Source organism: Paraburkholderia fungorum, assembly GCF_003610895.1.
GTDB lineage: Bacteria > Pseudomonadota > Gammaproteobacteria > Burkholderiales > Burkholderiaceae > Paraburkholderia > Paraburkholderia fungorum_B.
In genome coordinates, this window is the sequence record NZ_MCAS01000004.1 from 75,769 (window position 1) to 91,823 (window position 16,055).

17 protein-coding genes are annotated in these 16,055 nt (G+C 59.9%); 7 read left to right on the plus strand and 10 right to left on the minus strand.

Annotated elements, in window-relative coordinates; genetic code table 11:
* Nucleotides 1-70: 70 nt before the first annotated feature.
* Nucleotides 71-817 (minus strand): FadR/GntR family transcriptional regulator, encoded by a 747-nt coding sequence (locus BCY88_RS05465; protein WP_120343287.1) that lies wholly within the window; start codon nucleotides 815-817, stop codon nucleotides 71-73.
* Nucleotides 818-1,068: 251 nt separating this feature from the next.
* Between BCY88_RS05465 and lhpI the strand changes: the two genes are divergently transcribed.
* Nucleotides 1,069-1,980 carry a bifunctional Delta(1)-pyrroline-2-carboxylate/Delta(1)-piperideine-2-carboxylate reductase gene (gene lhpI, locus BCY88_RS05470; RefSeq protein ID WP_120343288.1) on the plus strand — a complete coding sequence of 304 codons (912 nt, stop codon included), beginning with the start codon at nucleotides 1,069-1,071 and terminating at the stop codon, nucleotides 1,978-1,980.
* A 27-nt stretch (nucleotides 1,981-2,007) separates the two neighbouring features.
* On the opposite strand, the gene BCY88_RS39520 is transcribed toward lhpI, so the two are convergent.
* On the minus strand, nucleotides 2,008-2,523 hold the full coding sequence (locus tag BCY88_RS39520; RefSeq protein ID WP_147408500.1) for a hypothetical protein: 516 nt from the start codon (nucleotides 2,521-2,523) through the stop codon (nucleotides 2,008-2,010).
* A gap of 123 nt (nucleotides 2,524-2,646) precedes the next feature.
* Between BCY88_RS39520 and BCY88_RS05480 the strand changes: the two genes are divergently transcribed.
* Nucleotides 2,647-3,006 carry a superinfection immunity protein gene (locus BCY88_RS05480; protein ID WP_120343290.1) on the plus strand — a complete coding sequence of 120 codons (360 nt, stop codon included), beginning with the start codon at nucleotides 2,647-2,649 and terminating at the stop codon, nucleotides 3,004-3,006.
* Nucleotides 3,007-3,149: 143 nt separating this feature from the next.
* The gene (locus BCY88_RS05485; RefSeq protein ID WP_120343291.1) at nucleotides 3,150-3,326 is read left to right on the plus strand and encodes a DUF2934 domain-containing protein; all 177 of its coding nucleotides are present in this window, start codon (nucleotides 3,150-3,152) and stop codon (nucleotides 3,324-3,326) included.
* A gap of 24 nt (nucleotides 3,327-3,350) precedes the next feature.
* Here the strand turns inward: BCY88_RS05485 and fusA are convergent, their stop codons facing one another.
* Both fusA and argC read right to left on the minus strand, forming a co-directional pair.
* A complete protein-coding gene (fusA, locus tag BCY88_RS05490) occupies nucleotides 3,351-5,402 on the minus strand; it encodes an elongation factor G (RefSeq protein WP_120343292.1) in 2,052 nt (683 codons plus the stop codon).
* Between the two features lie 155 nt (nucleotides 5,403-5,557).
* Nucleotides 5,558-6,487: an N-acetyl-gamma-glutamyl-phosphate reductase gene (argC, locus tag BCY88_RS05495; protein WP_120343293.1), complete on the minus strand. Its 930-nt coding sequence runs from the start codon at nucleotides 6,485-6,487 to the stop codon at nucleotides 5,558-5,560.
* 127 nt (nucleotides 6,488-6,614) lie between these two features.
* Between argC and BCY88_RS05500 the strand changes: the two genes are divergently transcribed.
* Complete coding sequence (locus BCY88_RS05500; RefSeq protein ID WP_120343294.1) at nucleotides 6,615-7,499, plus strand: LysR family transcriptional regulator; 885 nt, start codon at nucleotides 6,615-6,617, stop codon at nucleotides 7,497-7,499.
* Nucleotides 7,500-7,617: 118 nt separating this feature from the next.
* Here BCY88_RS05500 and BCY88_RS05505 read toward each other — a convergent pair whose 3' ends face one another.
* The gene (locus BCY88_RS05505; RefSeq protein WP_120343295.1) at nucleotides 7,618-8,781 is read right to left on the minus strand and encodes a M20 aminoacylase family protein; all 1,164 of its coding nucleotides are present in this window, start codon (nucleotides 8,779-8,781) and stop codon (nucleotides 7,618-7,620) included.
* Nucleotides 8,782-8,816: 35 nt separating this feature from the next.
* On the minus strand, nucleotides 8,817-10,046 hold the full coding sequence (locus BCY88_RS05510) for a diaminopropionate ammonia-lyase (protein WP_120343296.1): 1,230 nt from the start codon (nucleotides 10,044-10,046) through the stop codon (nucleotides 8,817-8,819).
* 137 nt (nucleotides 10,047-10,183) lie between these two features.
* Between BCY88_RS05510 and BCY88_RS05515 the strand changes: the two genes are divergently transcribed.
* On the plus strand, nucleotides 10,184-10,666 hold the full coding sequence (locus tag BCY88_RS05515) for an Lrp/AsnC family transcriptional regulator (RefSeq protein ID WP_120343297.1): 483 nt from the start codon (nucleotides 10,184-10,186) through the stop codon (nucleotides 10,664-10,666).
* A 107-nt stretch (nucleotides 10,667-10,773) separates the two neighbouring features.
* On the opposite strand, the gene BCY88_RS05520 is transcribed toward BCY88_RS05515, so the two are convergent.
* Together BCY88_RS05520 and BCY88_RS05525 are read right to left on the minus strand one after the other, a co-directional pair.
* A complete protein-coding gene (locus BCY88_RS05520) occupies nucleotides 10,774-11,910 on the minus strand; it encodes a branched-chain amino acid ABC transporter substrate-binding protein (protein ID WP_120343298.1) in 1,137 nt (378 codons plus the stop codon).
* 234 nt (nucleotides 11,911-12,144) lie between these two features.
* Nucleotides 12,145-12,612, minus strand: coding sequence for a MarR family winged helix-turn-helix transcriptional regulator (locus BCY88_RS05525; protein ID WP_120343299.1), 468 nt, complete (start codon nucleotides 12,610-12,612; stop codon nucleotides 12,145-12,147).
* A 40-nt stretch (nucleotides 12,613-12,652) separates the two neighbouring features.
* Here BCY88_RS05525 and BCY88_RS05530 point away from each other — a divergent pair, with 40 nt between their 5' ends.
* A complete protein-coding gene (locus tag BCY88_RS05530; protein ID WP_120343300.1) occupies nucleotides 12,653-13,087 on the plus strand; it encodes a cupin domain-containing protein in 435 nt (144 codons plus the stop codon).
* 380 nt (nucleotides 13,088-13,467) lie between these two features.
* Entirely contained in the window at nucleotides 13,468-14,130 is a 663-nt protein-coding gene (locus BCY88_RS05535; protein ID WP_120343301.1) for a dihydrofolate reductase family protein, read from the plus strand.
* 312 nt (nucleotides 14,131-14,442) lie between these two features.
* Here BCY88_RS05535 and BCY88_RS05540 read toward each other — a convergent pair whose 3' ends face one another.
* Together BCY88_RS05540 and BCY88_RS05545 are read right to left on the minus strand one after the other, a co-directional pair.
* Nucleotides 14,443-15,384, minus strand: a complete 942-nt coding sequence (locus BCY88_RS05540; RefSeq protein WP_147408501.1) for a hypothetical protein — start codon at nucleotides 15,382-15,384, stop codon at nucleotides 14,443-14,445.
* A 353-nt stretch (nucleotides 15,385-15,737) separates the two neighbouring features.
* Complete coding sequence (locus BCY88_RS05545; protein ID WP_120343303.1) at nucleotides 15,738-16,052, minus strand: winged helix-turn-helix transcriptional regulator; 315 nt, start codon at nucleotides 16,050-16,052, stop codon at nucleotides 15,738-15,740.
* Between the last annotated feature and the right edge of the window lie 3 nt (nucleotides 16,053-16,055).

Here is a 16,055-nt window from a genome sequence, read left to right on the forward strand (position 1 = left end):
CTTTTTTGAGGCGAGACGGAAAAGAGAGCGCGCCACGATAACGCTACGGCAAGCACTGCCTGTGACGCGATTACGTTGGCGTGATGTCGCGCTTTACACGATGGATGTGCTGTTCGACGTAAAACGCCGCGGCATCTGCATCACCCGTAACGATTGCCTCATAGATGAGTCGATGCTCGGCAACGTAGAGACGGATGCGCTGCGGGTCGAATATCCCGTCATCCTTTATCCGTTTCCACAGGGATTGGTCCATTGTCTCCGCGATTTCTTCTGCGATTCTTGCCAGCAGCGCATCACCTGTCATCAGGGCAAGTTGCCGATGAAAGAGGCGGTCGCTGTTGTTCCAGAGCGCACGCTGTTCCGGGTCGGACACGTCGGTGAGCGTTTCCATCTGCGAGAGATAGTGCTCTGCGAGTTTGTCGCGCTTTTTATTTGCGGCAGCCCGGCGCGCGATTGCCGGCTCCAGTATCAGACGAACGTCGAGCGTGGCTGAAGGGCTGTAGTCGGACTGCAACTGGCCGTCCGGCGCTTGCGCTACCTCCACGTTCCTCGCCAGCACTTCGGGTGCGTTGCCCGCGACGTACGTACCGGAGTTTCTACGTGTGATGACGAGTCCTTCGTTCTGAAGGGCGCCGATTGCTTCGCGTACAGCGGGCCGCCCCACACCGAAAAGGGACGCGAGCTCACGCTCCGAGGGCAGTCGCGCATCGGGCACAAACCGTCCCGCGCGGATTTCGGCCCTGATTTTTTCAGAGACCTGCTCGTAAATCTGAAGCGGGCGGAAGTTCCGGGAAAACTCGGCCAGGGGGGACGCCATATTGGGAGGAGGACGGAGAGATAGGTGGTTCCAAATATACCACTTGAGCAAGGCCAACAGACCACATCGAAGAGGCTGTCTGCTTCAGGGTGTTCCCTATAGCCATGGTGGAGCACATAAAAAACCAAAAATCATTGATATTGTCTGTTTTGGATTGTTAAAGAACCACATGTGGTTTAAATTCGGTCCATCAGTTTTCAGCACGAACCTTGGTGTCCACCGTGAATTTTCAACCTCTCCGTGGGAAAAGCATGAACGCAGACAAGACGACCTTTGATGCCGGGACGACGGCTTCGCTTCTCGAATACGCCACGCTCGTGGACGTTCTGCGCGAGACGATTGTCGAGTATGGAGTCGGACGGATCGCGAGCCCCGAGCGCCTTGCCATACCGTTGCAGCACGGCGGGCTGATGCTCTCCATGCCGGCGAGCGCCGAAGACATTGCAATCCATAAGCTCGTGAACGTCTGTCCCGGCAACGTTGCGCGAAATTTGCCGACCATCAACGGGCAGGTCATCGCGTGTGACTCGCTTACCGGCGAGACGATGTTCGTTCTGGACGGCCCAACCGTGACTGGCCGACGGACTGCCGCCGTCTCCGCGCTGGGCGCAATGACGCTTGCGAACGGCCCGCTCAGGGAAATCCTGGTCATCGGTACCGGCAAGCAGGCGTCCAACCACGTCGAAGCGTTCGCCACACTCTTTCCCGATGCGCGAATCCTGTCGAAGGGCATCTCTGACGACGATACGCGAAGCTTTGTTGCGCGTCAGAAGGCGCTCGCCCCCAGGCTTGAAGCCTTGCAGGGCGAGATTCCGGAATCCGTCGACGTAGTCGTTACCGTGACGACGAGCAAGAGGCCTGTGTATAACGAAGCAGTGCGCGCTGGCCGCCTGGTAATCGGTGTAGGCGCATTCACGCCGGACGCTGCTGAAATCAGCAAGCAGGTCGTCGATGGCAGTTTCGTCGTGGTGGACGACCCGGTTGGCGCAAAGCATGAGGCAGGCGACCTTATTCAGGCCAATTTTGACTGGAACCGGGCAGGTTCGTTGGCGCAAGCGATTCAAGGCCAACTGAGGCCCGATGCGCCGGTTTTCTTCAAGAGTGTCGGATGCGCGGCATGGGACCTGGCAGCGTGCCGCGTCGCCCGCAAAGCGCTCGGTTAATCAGAAACTATTCCACCCCGCGCGGGCTCAACGGCCGGCTCCAGTCGACGCTCGGCCGGTTCGATAGAGCCAGCCGCGTGCCGCCGACGGACCTGAGCGCAAGTTGGCGCGGCGGCAATCACACCACGCGCGCCCGCTGACGTTTTTTGACTGGCTTATTCGGTTTGGGGAACGACCACAGCGTGAATGGCCACGAGCCATTGTGCCTCGAGCACCGAGAGCTGTTTTTTCGATTTCCTCAGGTATGCGAACGAGATCAATGGAAGACTCGATCGGCAACGCAATATCGCTTACGTCGGCCGCATCCAGCGAGGTTCCAGGATTATCTAGTCTCTGGGACAGCGGTGGGTGCGTATCGACCGGGTGAGCCTGGGTCACCATGTCGTCCACGAACGCGTGCAACTCGGGTTGCACGTCCCGTGAGAGCGCGACCGTCTCGACCAGCATCGGCTGCGGCTTGAGCAGGCCAAATGTGAAGCGCAAAAGCGACCAGCAGGCAGCAATCGCGGCCACTGCGATGCTCGCGACCAGCACCCCGGACACGCCACAAACCCGGCTCTCATTGTTCGATCCGTAGCAATAGTGAATTCACGCTATCGGCATGAAAAAAAGATAGGTGCGGCCTAAACTGAACACAAGTGAGAGAAGCCGTAACGGGGTGTCGAAATGTTGAAGATGATCGAGGGTGCAGTGTTCCTGGGGGCGCTGATGCTCTATCTGGTGCCCGCAATGATCGCAGACGCAAGAGAACGCGAAGACGCCTTTGCGGTGACCATGGTGAATATCCTGCTCGGATGGACGGTTATCGGTTGGTTCGCAGCGCTGGTATGGGCGCGGCATCCGGTGAGCGATCGCCGTATGAGACAGTTCGCCAGACGGGCACAACGCGCGGTTGCACGAGTCACGATTGATGCAATCGTTGCTCGGGCCGAACATCGTGATGGTTCTGTTCCGGTGCTCAACCCTCGCCTGGTGCCGATGGTCGCGCGAATTGCAGCAAACAGCCGTCACCCGCAAAGACATTAGCCGTTTGCGCGGAGCACACGTGAACGGGTTGTTTGCAATACGGAAGGCGGCCATGCGCTGTGGCTTTCTTTCGAACTGCCGGCCGAGTTGACGATGGCGACATCGCTCTTAAGCCACTGAAAGTACTTTTCTGGAGATTGAAAATGGATGTACCTGTTACCGAGGAGCAAATTCGTACGCTCGCGTTCTACCTTTGGGAGAACGAAGGAAGTCCCGAGGGCCGTTCTCAGGACTATTGGGAAAAAGCACGCCAGCAGCTAGGCATAGATGACTCGCTGGCTGCATTGGATGAAGAGGCTGATCTGCAGACGGCAGGCTAGCCATACCCGTATCCGGCATGCCATTCAAGGCGCCGCGCCGTCCCCCTGTTTTTTGTACTGCGACGCCAGCCGTTCCTGCTGGGCGGGAGACACCGGATCGTAGTGGCTGAGCTGGATATTGTAGTGACCGTGGCCGCCGGCGATGGCGTTGAGCCGTGACTGATAGTCGTTGAGTTCGGACAATGGCACCTGCCCGGCAACCACCACGGCATTGCCGGCGACCGTGCGGGTGCCATGCACCTGCCCGCGCTTGGCGGACAGGTCGCCGATGATGTCGCCCATCGCGCCTTCAGGCGTCATCACCTCGATGTCCACGATGGGTTCGAGCAGCACGGGCCGGGCTTTCAGCACTGCATCGATGAAGGCCTTGCGCCCGGCGGAGACGAATGCCACCTCCTTGGAATCGACAGGATGGCTCTTGCCGTCGAACACGGTGACGCGCACATCCTGCATCGGGAAGCCGGCGAGCGGTCCGCTGTCGATCACCTGCAACACGCCTTTTTCCACCGCGGGCATGAACTGGCCGGGGATGGCGCCGCCCTTGACCGCGTCGACGAACTCGAAACCCGCGCCGCGCGGCAGGGGCTCCACGCGCAACATCACTTCGCCGAATTGCCCGGCGCCACCGGTCTGTTTCTTGTGGCGACAATGGCCCTCGGCTCTCGCACCGATGGTTTCCCGATAGGCGATCTTAGGCGGCCGCGTGATGACCTCGAGCTTGTATTGCTCGGATAGGCGTTCCAGCATGAGGCGTAGATGCAACTCGCCCAGACCTCGGACCACGGTCTCGTTGGTGCTGACCGGGTGCTCGATGATCAGGCAAGGATCTTCCGCACTCAGTTTTTGCAGGACTTCCCAGAGACGCTGCTCGTTGCCGCGGCGCGCAGGTTCAATTGCCAGCCCGTAGATGGGCGTGGGGAAATCGAGCGGGGTCAGGTGGATGTTGCCGTCCTCGGGGGCGTCGTGCAGCACGGCATCGAAGCCGATCTCGTCGACCTTGGCCGTAGCGCAGATATCGCCTGGACCGGCCTGCGGGACGTCCACGTGTTCCTTGCCCTGCAGCATCATGAGATGGGCGACCCGGAACGGCTGGCGCGCATCGCCGATATAGAGTTGGCTGTCTCGCCTGATCGTGCCCTGATGGATACGAAACACGGCCATTTTGCCGATATAAGGGTCCACGACGATCTTGAAGACATGCGCCAATACATGCTTGTCGGCGTCCGGCTCGGCACGCACGACTTGCTGGCCGTTGCCGGCATCGCGGCAGAAGAGCGGCGGGTTGCCTTCCATCGGATTGGGCAGCAGCCGGACGAATACGTCGAGCAGTTCCGCAATGCCGGCGCCGTTGGCCGCCGACGTAAAGCAAACCGGCACCAGATGGCCTTCGCGCAGCGCCCGTTCGAAGGGCTCGTGCAACTGCTCCGGGCTGATGGCCTCGCCTTGCTCCAGGTAGAGCTCCATCAAGGCTGGGTCGATCTCGACCACCTGATCGACCAGCGCATTGTGCGCAGCCGCAACGGAAAGAAAATCGGATTCGCCGGCCGGGTTGAAAAAACAGTCCACCACCTGGTGACCGCGCTGTGCCGGCAGGTTGATGGGCAGGCATTCCTTGCCGAAGGCCTCCTGAATTTGCGCGAGCAGCCCCGGGAGATCGACCTTTTCGCCGTCGATGCCATTCACGACGATCATTCTGCAGAGCTTGCGTTCCTGCGCCCACGCCATCATGCGCCGGGCGGTCATTTCGATGCCGGTCTGCGCATTGATGACAATCGCGGCGGTCTCCACTGCAGGCAGGGCACTGATCGACAGCCCGGAAAAATCCGGATACCCCGGCGTATCCAGCAGATAAATACGGGTATCCAGGTAGTGCAGGTGGGCGAGGGAGGAACTCAGCGAGTGGTGATACTTGCGTTCGAGCGGGTCGAAATCGCAAACCGTGGTGCCGCGCTCCACGCTGCCGGGCGCGTGGAGCGCGCCGCCCCGGTGCAGCAGCGCTTCGACTAGCGATGTCTTACCGCATCCAGCATGCCCGACCAGGGCAATGGTGCGGATGGCGTCGGGGCTGTAGCGCATGGCTGCCCTCGTCCAGTAGTGGATGTGGGGCCATTATTGGCGAAAACCGGGCCGTGTGCCATACGGGATGATCGCTCCTTCTGGCTGGAGCGGACAGAACCCTTGCTCCGCCGCCCGGCGTATGGCCGATCGTGGTTAGCTCAAGCGGCTCGCCACTATTGCTGCGTGAGCATCAGATTCAGGTTCTGAACCGCAGCGCCCGATGCGCCTTTGCCGAGATTGTCGAAAACCGCGGATAACAGCACGTGCCCGTGCTCCGTGTTGGGAAAGACGCTCAGGCGCATGTCGTTCGTACCGTTCAGCACTTGTGGGTCCAGGTGCTTCAGGACGCACGAGTCCTCCAGCGGCAAGACCTGCACGTGGGCCGCCTCGGCATAGTGCCGCGCGAGGCATGCGTGTAAGGCGCCGCCATCCACGCCGGGCGCCAGTAGCCGCAACGCGAGAGGCACGGTCAGCACGATGCCCTGGCGGAACGCACCATACGCAGGGACGAAGATGGGCCGTTGCGCGAGCCCGGCGTGTTGCTGGATCTCCGGCGTGTGCTTATGGGCGAGTTCCAGGCCATAGACCTGATAGGAAGACGCGTTGACGGCGCCCGGCCGCTCATACTCCTCCACGCCGGCACGTCCGCGTCCGGAATAGCCTGACACCGCGTGAATGCTGACCGGATAGCTGTCCGGTAAGAGCCCGGCTTGCAGCAGGGGACGCAGCAGGCCAATCGCACCGGTCGGATAGCAACCAGGATTGGTGACCCGGCGTGCGTTTGCGACGCGTTGCGCCTGTCCCTGGGTCATCTCCGGAAAACCGTATGTCCAGTCGGGCTGCGTGCGGTGGGCAGAGCTTGCGTCGATTACCCTGACTGCAGGATTGACGATGGCAGCCACCGCCTCTCGCGCGGCGTTGTCGGGTAGACAGAGGATCGCAATGTCGCAGGCGTTGATGGCCTCGGCGCGACGCTTCGGATCCTTGCGTTCCGCAGCGGGAAGCGTGATTAGTTTCAGGTCGCTTCGGTCGCGAAGCCGTTCATGGATTTGCAACCCGGTGGTGCCTTGGTCGCCGTCGATGAAAACAACAGGAGAGCTCATGCGCGAAATACTCCGGTGACTGGGGCATGACAAGTAGAGTGAGTCGCTATCTTCCGCGCAGCGCTAGAATAGTGAAAGTTGAATTTCACAACGCTAACATTCAGCTTTTCTGAATCTGGACGTCGACATGCGAGAGATCAGCCTGGACCGTTTGCGCACCCTGGTCGCGATTGCCGACCGTGGCTCCTTTGCCGAGGCGGCGCGTGCGCTGCATCTGGCGCCGCCAACGGTCAGCCTGCACATCGCCGAACTGGAAGACCGCATTGGGGCGCCGCTCCTGTCACGCAAGCGCGGACATGTTCGACCGTCGGCGATAGGCGAGATGTTGATCGGGCGCGCGCGTCGCCTGCTGGCTGACGCGGAGCAGGCGTTGGACGACGTTCACCGCCAGGTGCAAGGGCTTGCCGGACGCGTGCGACTCGGGGCATCGACCGGCGCGATCGCGCACCTGTTGCCGCAAGCGCTCGAGGTGCTGCGCCAACACCATCCCGCTATCGATATTCAGGTTGCGGTACTCACTTCGCACGAAACGCTAACCCGGCTGGCCGATGGAACGCTGGATGTCGGGCTGGTTGCGCTGCCTCAGTCCCCGGTGGCCGGACTCGTCATAAAGCCCTGGCGGCGCGATCCCGTCATGGCTTTCGTGCCGGCACATTGGCGGTGCCCGGCTCGCATTACGCCCGAGTGGCTCGCGGCTCAGCCTCTGATTCTCAATGACACCACCACGCGTCTCTCGCGCCTGACTGCGGAATGGTTTGCGACTGGCGGTCACCATCCGGTACCGCGCATTCAGCTCAACTACAACGACGCAATCAAGAGTCTGGTCGCGGCAGGTTACGGCGCAGCGCTGCTGCCTCATGAGGCCACTACGCCATTGCCCGATCAGCGCATTGCGATGCGTGCGTTGCGCCCTGCGTTGTGGCGTCGCCTTGGCGTTGCGCATCGTGCGGGGTACGTCGAACGTGCGACCCAACACGTGCTCGATGTGCTGTGGGATTTCCGCTTGGCGTAGGAATTGCCATTTTCCGCCGTGGTTCGTTTCTGCTCGATACTTCTGCGAAGCCAACCACGTTGGAGCCGGGCCGGCCTTCGATCAGGCGGCCAGGCCCGGGGCTCGCAGCGGATAGCACTCAGGAAAGAGGCAGGGCGAGCCGCGCGAGCTCTGCAAAGTATTGCGCACCGGTGAGCAGTATCTCGTCGTTGAAGTCGTAGGTAGCGTTGTGGAGCGGAGTACCGCCTTCCTTGCCGGTGTCTCCGTTGCCGATGAAGACGAAGTTGCCTGGCACTGCCTGAAGAAATGCGCCGAAATCCTCGGAAATCATCATGGGTTGTACGCTGGCGTCGACGTTGTCCGCACCGGCTATGTTGCGGGCCGCCCTCACGGCGAGATCCAGATATTCCGGTGAGTTCACGGTAGGCGCAAATTCGTGCGTGTAGTCGAACGCGCATTCAGCTCCGTGCGCATGGCAGATGCCTTCGCTGATTTCGCGCATGCGGGTTGCGAGCATCGCCTGAACTTCCTCTGAATAGCTGCGCGTGTCGCCTTTGATCGTGACGTTCGACGGAATGACGTTGCGGATACCGTCCGTCATGAATTCCGTGCAGGAGATGACCGCCTGCAGGCCAGGATCGAGATTGCGAGACACGATTGTCTGCAATGCCAGCACGATTTGCGAGGCGATCACGATGGGATCGACGCCCATGTGGGGCCGCGCTGCATGCGTGCCACGGGCCTTGATGTGAATGACAAAGTTGTCTTCGCTGGCCATGATGCCGCCGGCGCGTGTGGCGAATGTCCCGGCGCGCATGCCGGGCATGTTGTGCGCGCCGAAGATCGCGTCGACAGGGTACCGTTCGAAGAGCCCGTCTTTCATCATCGCTTTCGCGCCGCGGCCATGTTCTTCGGCCGGCTGAAAAATGAATCGCACGGTGCCGTTGAAATCCTTTCTCTCCGCAAGCAGGCGCGCCGCACCGAGAATCATGGACATATGTCCGTCGTGGCCGCAGGCGTGCATCTTGCCTTGCGTTCGCGACGCATGCAGGCGACCTGGTACGTTCTCCGAGATATTCAGCGCGTCCATGTCGGCGCGCAGGCCAATGACGCCTCGGCCGTCGCCGACCGTGAGGTTGGCGACGAGCCCCGTCCCGCCAATTCCCCGATGCACGTCGAGGCCGAGGGCTTTCAAGGCAGTCGCGACGTAGTCCGAAGTAGCGACTTCCTCAAAGCCGGTTTCCGGGTTCTGGTGGAGGTGCCGACGCCAGCTCTTCAGCTGCGATTGCAAGGAGCTTTCCATAACGTATGTCCTTTTCGATGTCGATTCAGCTTGTCTTATCGAACTGTGGCGTCCAGCCAATGAGCCTGGCGTGAAAGAACGGAGTCGGCCGTTTCGCCTACGCATTCGTGATAGACCGCCGGCGCCGTCGCCCCCTCCGTGCCGATCACCAGAACACGCGAATCACCCGTCAAACCGACGGTGCGCGCCAACTGCGGATCCTGCATCAAGACTTCGATACCGGCGTAGCCTGCCGCACCGGATTCGCCGACTGCCAACGGAATGTCCGCGGCGCTGCCCGCCGCGAGCCTGCGCATTGCGCCGATCGCGTCTTCGTCGCTGATCGTCATGAAATCGTCTACGCACAGGCCAAGGAACTTCCACGCAAGCGGTGAAGCTTCGCCGCATGCAAGGCCCGCCATGATTGAATCGACTGAGCCTGTCGCCTTTGCCGCTCGACCCTCGAGCGCACTTTGATACAGGCAATCCGCCTGCTGCGGCTCGACGACAACGAATCGCGGACGTTTGCGGCCGTGAACTTCCCAGAGATAGCTGGCAACCCCGGCAGCAAGACCGCCGACGCCGCCTTGCAGAAATACGTGCGTGAAGGCGCATTCGTCTGCATGACTTTCGGACTGCTCGTCAATCTCGGCTGCGATCGTGCCATAGCCCTGCATGACGTCGCGGGGAATGGCTTCATAGCCTTCATACGATGTGTCTGAGACCACGTGCCAACCGTTTTCTTTCGCGAGGCGCGCTGCTTCTGCCACGGATTCGTCGTAATTGCCGCTGATGCGAATGATTTGCGCGCCATATGCAGCAATGGCCTGCTCGCGCTCGACGCTCACGTTGGCATGCAGGACGATCATGCAATTGCACCCGAGCGTTTGTGCCGCGGCGGCCAATGCCTTGCCATGGTTGCCGTCGGTCGCGCTGATCACGACCAGGTTTGTGAGCATTTCCCGGTAGCACCCCTGAATCAAACCCTTTGGATCGATGCTCTGCTCAGGCCACAGGCGCAGGATCAGCCGTACGAGCGCAATTGGTGCGCCCAGCGCCTTGAAGCTGCCGAGTGGTGAGCGGGCGGATTCGTCCTTGATGCTCAGTCGCCTGATGCCGAGTCGGGCAGCCGCATCGGGCAGATCCCATAACGGCGTGGCGCACCGGCTGAGCAGGCTCCAGTTCGAAAGCCAGATGCGGCTTTGCCCGGCGGACTCCACGTTCAGAATCGTTTTCAGTGCGTCGGGGTACTCAGTATGCGACGCGCGCGTGTTGGTGATTAGCATTGCTCTGCGGCTCCGTGAAATAGGTGTCCGGTTGACGTGTCGATGACAAAATAATATTGCTTGACGTGGTCAATTTAATCGCTAAATCTGTGGGTGCGGCGCAATGATTTCTCATTTTCGTATCGGGACTCCATGTAATGGCTACCACCCTCGACGTTTTCGATCGCAAGCTATTAGCCGAGGTCCAGCGGGACGCTCAACTTCCTCAAAATGAACTTGGCGTCCGGGTCAATCTGTCCACTGCCGCCGTGAACCGCCGTCTGCGAAGGCTGGCGGAAGACGGCGTGATCGATCGGTATGCCGCTATCGTCTCGCCGGAGAAGGTGGGGTGTCCGCTTACGATCGTGTCCATGGTGGAGGTCGAGAGCGAACAGATCGATCTGCTCGACGCCATGAAGCGGACCTTTGAACGGTGCCCCCAGATCCAGCAGTGCTACTACGTCGCGGGTGAATGGGATTTCGTACTTATCTTTACGGCGCGCGACATGGAGCAGTACAACGAGCTCACCCGGCAGCTGTTCTTTTCCAATAACAACGTCAAGCGCTTCAAGACACTCGTCAGCATGAGTCGTGTAAAGGTGGGGTTGGGTGTACCTGTGGATGTGGAAATCGACGAGTGAAGGGTACCGTCTGATCTGGGAACCCGTTCACACCGAACGCAAGCATCTGTGGCATCGCCGCCGCGACGCGGCTGACGATGCCCCGCTTTCCATCGTGACGGGAATGGCTATCTGACGACGCTCCTGTCCTGCCAATCACCCTGGCCGAACTGCCGGACGGTAATCGCGCCGTTGCGGATGTCGCCGTTTTCGTCAAACCTGATTGGCCCCGTCACACCGTCCAGCGTCAGGTTCTGGAGCTTGGGCAGATAGACCTTTGGATCGACCGAGTCGGCAGCCTGCATCGCACCGGCCATCGCCATCACGGCGTCGTACGCGTACGGCGCATAGAGTTGCACGGGCACGCCAAACCGCTGCTGGAAGCGCTTGAAGAAGGCATCTCCCTGCGGCATTCTCGACGGCGGTACGCCCGCCAGCGTGCAGTACGTGCCGCTGTTCATCGCGGTTCCCGCGAGCTTGATGAATTGCGGCGTGCACGCTTCGTCGCCAGCGATCAGTTTTGCCTTCAGTCCGAGCTTCTGGGCTTGCTGGACAAATGCTGCGGCTTGCGTATCCCCGCCTGTGAAGACGATCCCGTCGGGAACATGGCTCTTGATGGTTGTGAGGATTGCCATCCAGTTGGCGGTTTTGTCAGTGCCGTACTCACGATCCACAACGGTGCCACCTGAAGCCTTCACGGCCTTTTCGACCTCGTCGGCCAGTCCCTGTCCATATGCGGTGCGATCGTCAACGATCGCGATCTTCGTCGCCTTCAGTTCCTTCACAAGATAGGTGCCGATCACCGTGCCTTGCCGCACGTCGTTGGCAACCATACGGAAGACGTTTTTATAGCCTTGCGCCGTGAGCTTGGGGTTGGTTGCGGACTCGGTGATCATCGGTATGCCGGCATCCGAATAGATTTTCGATGCGGGGATCGATGTGCCGGAGTTGGCATGGCCGACCACACCCGCAACACGATCGTCGACCAGTTTTTGCGCGACAGTTACAGCGGTCTTCGGGTCGGCGGCATCGTCCTGCGAATCCAGCGCGAACGTGACCGGCTGCCCGCCGATACGCAGCTTCCTGGCGTTGAGATCTTCGATTGCGAGCCGGACGCCATTCTCGTCGTCCTTGCCTATGTGAGACAGCTCGCCAGTTAATGGGGATACCTGGCCGATCTTGACCGTGACGTCAGCCTCGGCAAGAAGCGGCTGCACGGCGAACAACATCGTCAGAAGAGGAGGGATGGATTTCAGGCTTTTCATGCTCGGGCGCTCGCTAGGTTGCGTCGACGGATGGAGGGACACGCTGGCACTGACGCGGCTTCTTCTGATTGCGTAGTGCTGTAAGCATCGTAAAAGCGCCCTGCGATAGCCAAAATCCGCCGATTGCACTGCGGTGCAATTTCTGATCGTTCCGATGCAGGGAAGTGAGAGATTTTTGATGTGCCTCGGTTCCATAACCGTGCCCCAGCGTTCGCGGACGAAGCGCCAGCCGTTTCAACTATCCGTCAGTTCTTTGAGCACCGCGTAAAACGTCTGAAAGCGCTTCGCGCCGATCTGCCGCTTCCATTCGCGTTCGATCTGGTGCACCGTGGCGCGCTGTATTTCGGCCACTTTCCAGCCCCTCTCGGTTAGGGAAACCAGGCGCGCGGGCGACCCCTCTACCGCCTCCCGCTGCACGTAGCCGAGCTCTTCGAGTTGAAGGAGCAGGTAGTTCATTGCCTGCTTGGACATGCCGGCGCGCTGTGCCAGGTCGATGGGGCGTTCGTTCTCGGGAGGGGGGAAACGCAACACTTTGAAGTGTGCGGTCTGGATGTCGGCAAAGCCAGCCGAAGCCAGTGCCTCGCCGAGGCGCTGTTCCACCTGGGCGAGGCAATAGCGCAACCGGGCCCCGATGAGCGGATCATCGGGGTTCGGATCGCCAGAAAATCTCCGGGGCGACGTGGATTGACGAGTGGTTCGCATATGGTAAAGTGATTTTACCGCAACTCGATGGAGTCTCGCGATGAATTCGACCCGTAATGAACTGATCACGATTGGCTCACTGTCGATGCGGTTCCTGGTCGATGGCCGGGACACCTCGGGCCATATGGCGATGGCGGAAATGATCGTCCAGCCGCTCGCCAAAGTCCCGCCTCCTCATCGCCACGTCGACGTTGACGAGACAATCCAGGTCCTGGAGGGGGCGCTGACCTACCGGGTCGACGACTGCGTACGCGTCCTGAACGCAGGCGACTATTGCTTTTCGCCGCGCGGCAGCGTTCATCACTTTTCCAATCCGGGCGATGTTCCCGCTCGCGCGCTGGTGGTGTTTTCACCCGCCAACATCGGGCCTGACTATTTTCGCGAGGTGGCCGGTGTGTTGGGCGCGGGTGGTCCTCCGGATATGGAAATGATGAAGTCCGTGATGAAGCGCCACGGGCTCGAACTGGCATCTTGAGCACAGCGAGGGCGGATCTCGCGCTACTGGCAGGCGTCGTATATGGTCCCGGCAACGCAGTCTGGGTGAACAGCCGAATGACGGCGCTCGGGTAAGGAGATTGCTGATGCGATGGTCGGCACGCCGTTTGGGATTGTCTCCTAGCCCCCAAATTCTTGATGGTCAAATCGTCCAGCAACGGCTGGATAATGCCATTGACACAATCCGAGTGCCCGCAGTGTTTGCGCAGATGTTTGCTGCCGCATGCCAGCTTACAAATTCAGAAAATTAAGGACATAGGACCAGGCGAAAAAAATGCTGCCAGAATATTTCGCGTAGTTCCGTCAAACCGTGCAGATTTGCAGTCCATATTACGTTAGACGTTTAAACGGAGACAAACGATGACACGAGTTCGCGTTGCGGGCTTCACCATCTCGCTCGACGGATACGGAGCAGGCCCGAATCAGGACATCGACAATCCGCTTGGCGTTGGCGGGACGGAACTGCACCAGTGGCTTGTTCCAACACGCATGTTCCAGCGGACCCTGTTCGGCAAGGAGGGCGGTACGACCGGAGTTGACGATGATTTCGCCACTCGTGGCTTTCAGAATGTCGGGGCCTGGATTCTCGGGAGGAACATGTTCGGACCCATTCGTGGGGACTGGCCGGACACAAACTGGAAAGGCTGGTGGGGAGACAATCCACCGTATCACGTTCCAGTGTTCATCCTGACTCATCATGCTCGTCCCCCCATCGAGATGGAAGGCAACACGACGTTCCATTTCGTAACAGGAGGCATTCGCGAGGCGCTCGACCGTGCACGCGAGGCCGCTGCCGGAATGGACGTGCGGATCGGTGGCGGGCCGGGCACAATCCGGCAGTATCTTCGTGAGGGCCTCATCGATGAACTGCACATTGCTATCGCGCCGGTCCTGCTCGGCCGGGGGGAATCGTTGTTCGGAGGGGTTGACTTGCGGGCCCTGGGATATGAATGCGTTGAATTCGTAGCGTCGGAGAAGGCCACGCATGTCGTTCTACGGCGTCAAGGGCAGACGGACACCTGACCATTTGCTGAAGGTCCACGTTCCTGACGGGCTGCGGCCTTGGCCTTAACGTTGAGTGTTCGCTTTTCCAATCACCGAACCTGTGCATTGGCTCGAACGGATCGGTCATCGTTGGGCAGAGTCCGGCTTGGAACCGTCGTTCGGCACCTTCCCTGCGGAGACGCTCGGGCGTCCGGTCCATCCGTAAAACTGCCGCTCCATTGCCGATTGTGTATGATGCGTAACCGGCTAACGTCGTCATAGGCAGCGGTTGTGTCACGCTGCGGTGAAGGCCCGCTTCCGCTGTGAGGAGATACTTCCATCGAAGTCCGTTTACGATCGCTCACGAGAGTCAGGATTGAACGGCTTCTGGGCAGCGAGCCATTCGGCATAGTCGGCAGTCGGATTGTTTTCCGTCCGCGGGACTTCCCGGCGCTTGAGTTCCGCGAGTATCTGGCAGTGCTGGCGTAGCAACGCTTCAGTGCTCATGGAAGTCAGATCTCTAGCCGGCGCCATGGAGTCAAGTTCAGCGAGTATCTGGGGCTGATACTTGAAGAGTAGCTGGTCAAAATGCGCAGGTGTGATCTTGAGTGGTTTGCACACGCAATCAACAAGAAACTCCTCGATAGCTGCGTATGTGGCGGGCGAAACCTTGGCGGGTAACTCCGGCACGATTCGGTTTACCACACCCATTACGCGGCTATCCAGGGCGATGCGATCTGTCGACAAGCCAAAACCGGTCGTAAGAAAATCGCGTGCTCCCTTGCTCTTTATATAGGACAAGTTTTCCGCGACGTAATTCAGGCGTTGCTCCGACGTCTCCAATGCCGAGACATCGCGAATAAAACCACGCGGCCCGCCTTTGTACGTCTTGAGGAAGGCTAAGTTCTTGATGAGGGCTGCGACCTTCGGGGACGACTCCGGATTGAGATCGGGAACGAATCGAGCCTTGATCTCACGCAATACGTTCCCGATCTCCTTCTCCGCCTCGGCCTCCGAAATCGAACACAGAAACCCGTAGTCCAACCTCGCTCGGATGTTCGTATCTTTGAGCCTCTTAGCAGGCTCCGCCTTCCCAACTACAACGACCTGACTCACTACCCGGATCCAGACTTCCGTATCCGTCATCTTCAAGCGGTCGTCGGGGGATGGCAGGAGAACGTCATGACCGAAACGTTCGTGGATCCAGCGAAATTTAGCGAGTTGTTCTTCGGTGAGCTTGGGCAGGTTCATGTCATTCAAATCAAGTTGAAGGCGATTGTTTTGCAGTCGCATTGTGTCATATCACTCACATTTGATGCGGAGCTAACCGGGCTCTGGAAAATAGATGTTTGGCCTTGAACGTAAGAGCCCCTATCCAGCCATCGGTTACGGCAAAGGCGCGGATGATCATTTAACCCTTGGAAGCTGCAATTGAAGGGGCGAGCGATTCAATGACCCTTCCGGGTCGCTCTAAGCCGCTTGCCATCGGCCCCAGTTCGGCCAGCAGGTGTCATTCCGTATCGATAGCGGGATCGTCGGCCGTCCGCATCGGGTGCCAGAAAATCGCATCGATGCGACGCGCCTATCAACCGGCTAACCTGATGCAGCCAGACCCATACCCTGCACGAGAAGAGGCCAGTCCGGTATCACTTGCACCAGGCCTGCGCCCAATCGTTTAGCGGTTTCAACGCGATCCGTAACGCCACCCCTGCCTCGGTCAGACAGTATCCCTGCCCGGCATGATCGATGAGCCCCGCCTCTCGCAACTCCTTGAGGCGGGTATTGAGCAGGCTGGGATTGGTATCGGCCGCTTCCTGCAGTGCACGAAACGTCAGCGGCTCGCCCCGCAATTCCCACAGGATGCGTAGTGCCGCCCGCCGCCCTAGCAGGTCGAGCGCGACCATAATGGGCCGGCCCGTCTTCGATCCGCGTACCGGCGCGCCAATTTTCGGTATCTTCATGCT